Source organism: Mesorhizobium sp. M7A.F.Ca.CA.002.09.1.1 (assembly GCF_003998555.1).
In the GTDB taxonomy this organism is placed as follows: Bacteria; Pseudomonadota; Alphaproteobacteria; order Rhizobiales; family Rhizobiaceae; genus Mesorhizobium; species Mesorhizobium ciceri.
The window spans coordinates 1-7,576 of sequence record NZ_RZRR01000187.1 but is presented as its reverse complement, the minus strand read 5'-3'; the positions used below and the strand labels follow the sequence as shown (position 1 = coordinate 7,576).

General features: G+C 63.5%; 8 protein-coding genes and 1 pseudogene. 8 read left to right on the top strand and 1 reads right to left on the bottom strand.

Annotated elements, in window-relative coordinates; genetic code table 11:
• The 7 genes and pseudogenes from EN994_RS11025 to EN994_RS10995 all read left to right on the top strand — a co-directional run.
• Positions 1–529 (top strand): annotated as a pseudogene (locus tag EN994_RS11025) (peptide ABC transporter substrate-binding protein); the annotation flags it as partial.
• Positions 530–536: 7 nt separating this feature from the next.
• A complete protein-coding gene (locus EN994_RS11020; RefSeq protein ID WP_013530496.1) occupies positions 537–1,496 on the top strand; it encodes an ABC transporter permease in 960 nt (319 codons plus the stop codon).
• Positions 1,493–2,380 carry an ABC transporter permease gene (locus tag EN994_RS11015; protein ID WP_013530497.1) on the top strand — a complete coding sequence of 296 codons (888 nt, stop codon included), beginning with the start codon at positions 1,493–1,495 and terminating at the stop codon, positions 2,378–2,380. Before EN994_RS11020 ends, EN994_RS11015 begins: the two co-directional genes overlap by 4 nt.
• A gap of 69 nt (positions 2,381–2,449) precedes the next feature.
• Positions 2,450–3,472: an LLM class flavin-dependent oxidoreductase gene (locus tag EN994_RS11010; RefSeq protein WP_063168683.1), complete on the top strand. Its 1,023-nt coding sequence runs from the start codon at positions 2,450–2,452 to the stop codon at positions 3,470–3,472.
• Between the two features lie 41 nt (positions 3,473–3,513).
• Positions 3,514–4,161: a ThuA domain-containing protein gene (locus EN994_RS11005; RefSeq protein WP_127307533.1), complete on the top strand. Its 648-nt coding sequence runs from the start codon at positions 3,514–3,516 to the stop codon at positions 4,159–4,161.
• A 59-nt stretch (positions 4,162–4,220) separates the two neighbouring features.
• Positions 4,221–4,565, top strand: coding sequence for a hypothetical protein (locus EN994_RS11000; RefSeq protein ID WP_013530500.1), 345 nt, complete (start codon positions 4,221–4,223; stop codon positions 4,563–4,565).
• A 94-nt stretch (positions 4,566–4,659) separates the two neighbouring features.
• The gene (locus EN994_RS10995; RefSeq protein ID WP_063168681.1) at positions 4,660–5,073 is read left to right on the top strand and encodes a hypothetical protein; all 414 of its coding nucleotides are present in this window, start codon (positions 4,660–4,662) and stop codon (positions 5,071–5,073) included.
• A 10-nt stretch (positions 5,074–5,083) separates the two neighbouring features.
• Here EN994_RS10995 and EN994_RS10990 read toward each other — a convergent pair whose 3' ends face one another.
• Positions 5,084–7,108 (bottom strand): amidase, encoded by a 2,025-nt coding sequence (locus EN994_RS10990; RefSeq protein ID WP_063168680.1) that lies wholly within the window; start codon positions 7,106–7,108, stop codon positions 5,084–5,086.
• A gap of 143 nt (positions 7,109–7,251) precedes the next feature.
• Between EN994_RS10990 and EN994_RS10985 the strand changes: the two genes are divergently transcribed.
• Complete coding sequence (locus tag EN994_RS10985; RefSeq protein WP_024503933.1) at positions 7,252–7,527, top strand: hypothetical protein; 276 nt, start codon at positions 7,252–7,254, stop codon at positions 7,525–7,527.
• Positions 7,528–7,576: the final 49 nt, after the last annotated feature.

Genomic DNA, 7,576 nt, shown 5'->3' with positions numbered 1-7,576 from the left:
GGCCAAGCGGCTGCTTGGCGAGGCGGGCGTGCCCAACGGCTTCGAGGTGACGCTGACCACCGAACGCGCCTATGACATTCCCGACTATGCGGTCATCATCCAGAACTTCGCCAAGAAGGCCGGCATCGACGTCAAGCTCAATGTCCTGCCGCAGGACGCCTATTACGGCTCGGCGACGTTTGGCAGTTCGCCATGGCTGGATTCGGTGCTCGGCATCACCGACTATGGCCACCGCGGCACGCCCGACATCTTCCTCAACGCCACGCTAAAGAGTTCGGGAGCTTGGAACGCGGCACATTTCAACAACCCGGCCTATGACGCGCTGCTGCTTGACTACTCGAAGGCGCGCGACCTGCAGGCACAGCGCCTTGTTGCCCGCAAGATCCAGACCTTGCTGCTCGACGAGACGCCGGCGATCATCAGCTACTTCTCGCAATACAGCCGCATCGTCAGCTCCAAGGTCGAGGGCGTACGCTTCACCGCGATTTCGCATCTCCTGCTCGACCGCGTTTCCTTCGTCCAGGCATGATCGCGACATGCTGACCGGTCGCATTCTGTCAGCGCGTGTGGGCACACTTGTCCTCACCCTGTGGCTGGTCAGCATTCTGGTGTTCTTCGCCGGGCAGGTCCTGCCCGGCGATGTGGGCCGTGTCATGCTCGGGCCTTTTGCCGACGCGCAAGCGGTGGCGGAACTGAACAAGCGGCTAGGCGCCGACCAGCCGGTTCTCGTCCAGTATTGGCTCTGGTTCAGCAAAGCGGTCACCGGTGACTTCGGCACCTCGCTGTCGATGCGCGGGCCGGTGGCGCCCTTCGTGCTGGAAAGCCTCAAGCGCTCCGCGGCGCTTGCCGGGATTATTTTGCTCTTCCTCGTTCCGCTCGGCGTTGGTGCCGGCGTCATCGCCGGTCTCAATGCGGGCCGCCTCATCGACCGGCTGATCGTGATGGCGGGCGTCTCCTTCGGCATTGTGCCTGATTTCGTTTCCGGCCTGATGCTGCTCATCGTTTTCGGCCTGTGGCTGAACTGGTTCCCGATCTCCGGAGTTGCGCCCGATGGCGCGGGCTTCTGGACGCATGGCTATTATCTGATCCTGCCGGCGCTGCCGCTGGTGCTGAACCTTTCCGGCTATATCGCCCGGATGACGCGAGCAGGCGTGATCGAGGCGATCGCCGCCGATTACACGCGCACCGCCGTCCTGAAAGGGCTCGAGCGGCGCGAGATCATCTTTCGGCACGTGCTGCGCAATGCGCTGACGCCGACCGTCGCGGTGCTGGCGACGCAGACCGGATACATGCTGGGTGGGCTGGTGGTGATCGAGGCGTTGTTCGGCATCCAGGGACTTGGCAATCTGGTCCTGAACGCGGCCAAGGCCCGTGATTTCCCGATGCTGGAGGCAGGCGTATTGGTGATGGCGGCCATCTTCGTGCTGTCGGCGGCGGCCGGCGACCTCTTGCTGGCGCTGCTCGATCCGCGGCAACGCCGCCGGACCTCGCCATGACGGATCTGGCCGAGTTTCCCGCACTGCAGCGCGCCGTGGCGGGCTTTTCGGCAGTGCGCCGGATTCGCAGTGCTTTCGCCGGATTGCCGCCGTCGGTCGTGGTCGGATTGCTGCTGCTTTTGTTCTGGGTCGCTTGCGCCATAGCAGGCAACCTCTTCGTTCCCTACGATCCCTATGCCGAGGATTTCCTGGCGACGCTGACGCCGCCCGATGCGCTGCACTGGTTCGGGACCGATCAGCTCGGCCGCGATGTGCTGTCCCGCATCATCGTCGGTTCGCGCGACATCCTGCTGGTTGCGCCGCTGGCGACGCTGGCCGGGGTTGCCGCCGGCAGCATCATCGGCCTGGTGCTCGGCTATTTCGAGGGCCTCACTGATGCCATCGGCGCGCGGCTGCTCGATACGCTGATGGCGTTTCCGTTCATCGTTCTCGTCACCATGACGCTGGTGGCGATCGGCCCGTCGAACCTGACCGTCATCCTGGTGATCGGCATCGCCTACGCGCCGCTGGTGGCGCGCACCGTTCGCGCCGCCGTGCGTGAGCAGAAGCAGCGCGACTATGTCAGCGCCGCGCGGCTTGGCGGTGAAGGCCCGCTCGCCATCATGTTCCTGGAGATCCTGCCCAACATCAGGGAAACGATCCTCATCGAACTCGTCACAAGGCTGGGCTACGCGTTCTTCTCGATCGCGACGCTGAGCTTTCTCGGCCTCGGCATTCAGCCGCCATCGGCCGACTGGGGACTGGCCGTCGCCGACGGCTATGGCTTCCTGACCGGCGGAAAATGGTGGGTCGTCGTCTTCAATTCCGGGGCAATCGTCTCGCTGGTGATGGCGACCAACCTGATCGCACAAGGCATTGGCGCCTTCGAGAATAGCGATGCATGAGCCTTGATCCGGGCGCCAAAAAATCTCTTTTGCATTGAAGCCTGACGCGCATCCTTATATCGCATGATTATGAAGAAAATCGGGTTCCTGTCGTTCGGGCACTGGACGCCCTCGTCGCAATCGCAAGTGCGCTCGGCTTCGGACGCGCTTTTGCAATCCATAGAGCTGGCTGTCGCCGCCGAGCAGCTGGGCGCGGACGGCGCGTATTTTCGCGTGCATCACTTCGCCCGCCAGCTCGCGTCGCCGTTCCCGCTGCTGGCGGCGGTCGGCGCCAGGACCAGCCGCATCGAGATCGGCACCGCGGTCATCGACATGCGCTACGAGAACCCGCTCTACATGGCCGAGGATGCCGGTGCCGCCGACATCATCGCCGGCGGGCGCCTGCAGCTCGGCATCAGCCGTGGCTCGCCCGAGCAGGTGATCGATGGCTGGCGCCATTTTGGCTACGCGCCGCCGGAAGGGCAGAGCGACGCCGACATGGCAAGGCACCACGCCGAGGTCTTCCTCGAGACGCTGCGCGGCGAGGGGTTCGCCCAGCCCAATCCACGGCCAATGTTCCCCAACCCGCCCGGCCTCTTGCGCCTCGAGCCGCATTCGGAGGGTTTGCGCGAGCGGATCTGGTGGGGTGCGGCTACCAACGCCACGTCGGAATGGGCAGCCAAGCTCGGCATGAACCTGCAGAGCTCGACGCTCAAATTCGACGAGAGTGGCAAGCCGTTCCACATCCAGCAGGCCGAGCAGATCCGCATCTATCGCGAGGCCTGGAAGGCAGCCGGCCACAAGCGCGAGCCGCGCGTCTCGGTCAGCCGCAGCATCTTCGCGCTGGTCGACGATCGCGACCGCGCCTATTTCGGCCGCGGCAATGAGAGCCGCGACCAGATCGGCTTCATCGAGGAGAACACCAAGGCGATTTTCGGGCGCAGCTACGCGGCCGAGCCGGATGTGCTGATCAAGGAATTGGCGCAGGACGAGGCGATCGCCGAGGCGGATACGCTGTTGCTCACCGTTCCAAACCAGCTCGGCGTCGACTACAACGCGCATGTCATCGAGGCGATCCTGACCCATGTCGCTCCAGCGCTGGGCTGGCGCTGACGCCGGATCGATCAGGGCCGAGTTTTCCAGGGAGGTACACAATGCCAAAGAAGGCCTTGATCGCCTGGGGCGGCTGGGAGGGCCATACGCCGGAGCAGAGCGCGAAGCTCGTTCGCACCTTGCTTGAGCGAAACGGCTTCGACGTCACGCTGGGTGAGGGCACGGCGATGTTCGCCGGTCCGGAGCTTGCTTCCTTCGATCTCATCGTGCCTGTCATCACGATGTCGACGATCGAAAAGGCCGAGTTGCAGAACCTGACGCTTGCGGTTCGCGGGGGAAGCGGGCTCGGCGGTTTCCACGGCACGATGGGCGACAGTTTCCGCAATGAGCCTGACTATCAGTTCATGACCGGCGGCCAATGGGTGGCGCATCCCGGCAACATCATCGACTACACTGTCGCGATCACCCGGCCGGACGATCCGATCACAAAAGGCATCAGCGATTTCGCCTACCGGTCGGAGCAATATTACATGCATGTCGACCCAAGCAATGAGGTGCTGGCGACCACCGCCTTCACCGACGCGCATTTTCCGGGGATAGGCGGCGTCGTCATGCCGGTCGTCTGGAAACGGCGCTATGGGGCGGGGAAGGTTTTCTACAGTTCCCTTGGTCACACGGCGGATGAGTTCGCGGTGCCGGAAATGGCGCTGATAGTGGAGCGGGGTTTGCTTTGGGCGGCGCGGGGGTAGAAGCAGGCGAAGTTCGTGAAAATCTGATGGAATTCACAGGAAATCTACGGAGATATCCAATGAACGATTCCAGTTGGTCCGCTTCCGAAAAGAAGCTCGCCCGCCACGCCTTCGATAAGGCTCTTGAGGCGGCCCTCGCAAAGACGATGGCCGAATTCAAGAGCAAGGCCAGTGCGGTGACGGTTCCCTCCCAGATGTGGGAGCTGGAAGCCTATTTGCGTGAACAGCGGCGGGATATCGATCGGACGTTCGACTACCGCTATTCGCAGCTCCTTTATGTCTTCACTCATCTCATCCGAGCAGGCTGCCTCGATGAAAAGCTGCTTGCCGGTCTGTCGCAAGACAAGCGGGATGTCATTCGGCGGGACCTTGCCTTTGCGGCGGGACGCCCGGCCAGCGGATGACGACGGCAGGGAGTGCGGCCGCGTCCCAATCCCTGCCATGCTGGAAAGCGGCCGTTGTCGTACTACCATCCCGTCACATGGCGAGGGGGATGAGATGGACCATCAGCGTACTGTTTTTCTGATCGGAGCAGGTTCCGTTGGTGACGACGAGCAAGCCGTGTTCACGCTGCACGTGAACGGCGCTGCCTGCAATCTGAAATGCAGTTATCGGGACAAGGTGATCGAGGCAGAAGAGGAAGACTTTTTCGAGGCTCTGTTCCAAATCCGTCAGGCACTCGAAGTCGATGGCCTGCTACCCTTCTGTTACGGAGCAAGCGCCAATGTTTATCCGGAAAATACCGTGATGGAGAAAAGTCGCGGATTGATAGCCTGCAAGGTGAAGACGGGGCAATTTCCGCAAGAGAGCGATCTGGTCGACATATTTGATGATGGCGTCGACGTGGTTCCGGTTTTCGTCCATATGCAGCAGGAATTTTGGGAAGAATGGCTGACTTCGCTGCCTTCCTAGCTGCTGGCGTTCATCCAATCCCGCCCGTAAACAGATAGGCGCCGGCGCTGCGCCCATCCTCCAGCCGCACAATAGCCGTCACGATCGAGCCATACGAGCCACGCCAGACGCTGTGGAACCGCTGGTGCTCTGCGGCCGGAACCAATGCCTGTCCACAGCAGCGCGCTCCGCTTCGCTGGATGGCGACAGGCTCGCCGTTGACATGCACCTTGACGCTGGCGTGTTCCGCCTCGGCGTCGATCGGCAGGTCGAGGGTGATGGTGATCTCGTCCTGATCGCCGGTCGTGCGCGTCTCGGCGGCAAGCGCAATGACGAGCGGAGGTGCCTTGCCGCTACCGGTTTGCGTGGGCCGGCGGGAAAATACATCTTCAGTCAGTTCCGGCGTGCGTGGGGGCAGGGTGCGGCGCCGGGTCGACTGTTCGTAGTCGCCGGCCATGCGCAGCAGCCTTTCGTCGTCATAGGCCTTGCCGGCGAAGGTCAGGCCGACCGGCATGCCGATATCGGCCATGGTTCCCATCGGCACGGTGACGGTCGGGATGCCAAAATGGCGCCAGACCAGATTGCCGTTGGCGACCCAGGTGCCATTGCGCCAGGCAAGGACGGCGGACGCCTCGTCGATGTCTGCATCGGCCGGTCCGACATCGGCGGCGGCGGGCAGCACCACGGCGTCGATGTCTTGGCCGTCCAGCCAGACCTCGAAATCGATCCGCCTTGTTGCTTCGAGGCCCTTCAGTCCGTCTTCCAGCGTTGGAATGTCTGCGAACGGCGTGACGCCGGACCGCGCCCGTTCCACATATTCTCTCAGATCGAAGCCGCCCTCATAGCGGTCGGGCAGCGTGCCGGGCGGCTGCGGGAAGATCTTTGGGCCGTCGACGGAGACGAGATCGGGCACGGCCGGGTCGGCATTGGCGCGCAAAAAGTCGTCCCAGCCCCAGATGCTGAGATCCCAGAGTTCGCGCTCGGCGAAGTCCTGCGGCACCAGCCCGCGCTCGACCATGGTGCGCGCCCCGGGGCGGTCGCGCTCGTAGTTGGAGACGACGGGGAAATCGACCTCGATCACCTCGGCGCCAAGCCGCTTGAGATCGGCCGCTGCCTGCTCCCACAGGGCAAGCACCGAGGCGCGGGTTTCGATCGGCGCATCGGCCTCGCTGTCGCGGCCGATATACATTCTGGGCACGCCCAGGCGCTTGCCTTTCAACGACCCCGCCAGTGCGAGATCGGTATAACGGGGCGGCCGCACATCGGAGCTTTTCGGCAGCTTGACCCAAGGCTGCGCGCGCCAGAAATCGCCTCGCGCCTCGGGATCGTCGGCGACGATCACATCGAGCAGTTCGAGCATGTCGGCCACGCTGCGCGTATGCGGCACGACGACATCCATGGTCGGCACCAGGGGCCAGTTGCCGCGCACAGAAATGACGCCGCGCGACGGCGTGTAGGCGACCAGCGCATTGTTGGTGGCCGGCGCGCGGCCGGACGACCAGGTTTCCTCGCCAAGCCCGAAGGCGCAGAAGCTGGCCGCTGTCGCCGTGCCGGAGCCATTGGACGAACCCGATGCGAAGGCGGCGGTGAGATAATCGCCATTGTACGGACTTTCGGCGCGGCCATAGACGCCGCGCTGCATGCCGCCATTGGCCATTGGCGGCATGTTGGTCAGCCCGATCAGCACCGCACCGCCGGCGCGCAGCCGGGCTATGGTGAAGGCATCCTCATTGGCAATGAGATGCTCGAAGGCCGGCGAGCCGGCGGCCACCGTCAGGCCTGCAACCTTGTAGCTGTCCTTGGCGGTGTAGGGGATGCCGTCGAGCGGTCCGAGCACGGCGCCGTTGCGGCGCCGCTGGTCGGAGGCCGCCGCCTGCTCAAACATGTCAGGGTTGAGCACTGGGACGGCATTGAGGCTGATGCCGTGCCGGTCGAAATGCGCGATGCGCCTGAGATACGCCCCGACCAGTTCGACGCTGGTGACGGTGCCGTGATCGAGCGCGCGGCGCAGTTGGTCGATCGTCGCTTCGACGAGGTGAAGGCTGGCGTCGGTCATCACGGATCCCACATTTCCACGCACCATGGATGAGCGAGGCCGCAGGCTTCGGCAAGAGCCTATCGCGGTCTTCTCGGAACTTTTGTCCGGCTGGCGGTTTTGGATGTATGGTGCGATTCCGGAATGGCCAGAAGGGTGTGCCGATGACCACGAAATGCGTTGCGATCCTAGCTCTCGCGGTTGCTACGGGCGCGAGTCTTTGCGCCCCGGCCTTGGCTGGCGACCGGCATTACGACCGCCGGGTCCACTCCGAACGCTACGTTCCCGCCGAAGGCGATCTCATCGATATCCTGTTCGGCGGCCCGCACTACTACGATCAGCAGTTGGTGACGACGGCGGCTGGCGCGTGCTCCTACCATCGCGTTGGACCCGACGCGAATGCATTGAACAAGATCAACGATCATCACTGCGGGAAATAAGGCAGTAGGGCAGTAGGGCAGTAGGGCAGTAGGGCAGTAGGGCAGTAGG

Excerpts from the sequence above, each read along its gene's own strand:
- EN994_RS11020 (WP_013530496.1), top strand. The coding sequence starts at position 537 with ATGCTGACCGGTCGCATTCTGTCAGCGCGTGTGGGCACACTTGTCCTC.
- EN994_RS11015 (WP_013530497.1), top strand. The coding sequence starts at position 1,493 with ATGACGGATCTGGCCGAGTTTCCCGCACTGCAGCGCGCCGTGGCGGGC.
- EN994_RS11010 (WP_063168683.1), top strand. The coding sequence starts at position 2,450 with ATGAAGAAAATCGGGTTCCTGTCGTTCGGGCACTGGACGCCCTCGTCG.
- EN994_RS11005 (WP_127307533.1), top strand. The coding sequence starts at position 3,514 with ATGCCAAAGAAGGCCTTGATCGCCTGGGGCGGCTGGGAGGGCCATACG.
- EN994_RS11000 (WP_013530500.1), top strand. The coding sequence starts at position 4,221 with ATGAACGATTCCAGTTGGTCCGCTTCCGAAAAGAAGCTCGCCCGCCAC.
- EN994_RS10995 (WP_063168681.1), top strand. The coding sequence starts at position 4,660 with ATGGACCATCAGCGTACTGTTTTTCTGATCGGAGCAGGTTCCGTTGGT.
- EN994_RS10990 (WP_063168680.1), bottom strand. The coding sequence starts at position 7,108 with ATGACCGACGCCAGCCTTCACCTCGTCGAAGCGACGATCGACCAACTG.
- EN994_RS10985 (WP_024503933.1), top strand. The coding sequence starts at position 7,252 with ATGACCACGAAATGCGTTGCGATCCTAGCTCTCGCGGTTGCTACGGGC.